The organism is Arhodomonas sp. KWT, assembly GCF_010993615.1.
This window is the reverse complement of sequence record NZ_WNXE01000905.1, coordinates 1-687: the sequence shown is the minus strand read 5'-3', so window position 1 is coordinate 687 and position 687 is coordinate 1. Positions and strand designations below refer to the sequence as shown.

Annotated in this window: 1 protein-coding gene; it reads right to left on the bottom strand. The window is 69.7% G+C overall.

The features are described 5' to 3' along the window. The coding region (locus G7A99_RS23190; RefSeq protein WP_163144410.1) for a glucan biosynthesis protein at window positions 1-687 on the bottom strand (687 nt) is incomplete at both ends.

The window sequence follows — 687 nt, the reverse complement described above, 5'->3', positions numbered from 1 at the left end:
GCCGATGCGGGTACGAACAGCGCGGGCCAGGTCATGCCCGGGGGGTGCACCTTCGAGGCTGCGCAGCTCGTAGCTCAGGGTCAGTGACTCCCCCGCCTCGAAGGGATCCTTCGGGCTCCAGAAGGCGACGATGTTGTCGTTGACCTCCTCGTCGGAGGGCAGCTCGACAAGGTGCACGGCACCCTCGCCCCAGCCCTCGCCGCGGGGCTCGACCCACATACCCGGCCGGCGGTGATAGTCCGCCTCGGCGTCCAGGTAGTGCTCGAAGTCGCGGTCTCGCTGAAGCAGCCCGAAGCCACGGGGATTGGTGTCCATCAGCGCGCTCTCGCGCAGCGCCCGCGGGTTGGTCAGCGGCCGCCAGATCCACTCGCCCCCGGCGGTGTGCATGGCCAGGCCGTCACTGTCGTGGACCTCGGGGCGGTAGTCATCGTGGCGGCGCACGCTGTTCTCGCCGTAGAAGAACATGCTCGTCAGCGGCGCGATGCCCAGGCGCTGGACGTCGTCCCGGGCAAACAGCCGGGCGGTCACCTCGACACGTGTGGACTCCCCGGGATGTATGCGGAACCGGTACGCCCCGGCCAGCGACGGGCTGTCCAGCAGGGCAAAGACGGTGACCGTGGTGGCGCCCTCCTGCGGGCGCACCAGCCAGAACGCCTTGAAACGGGGGAACTCCTCGCCGCTGGGCAG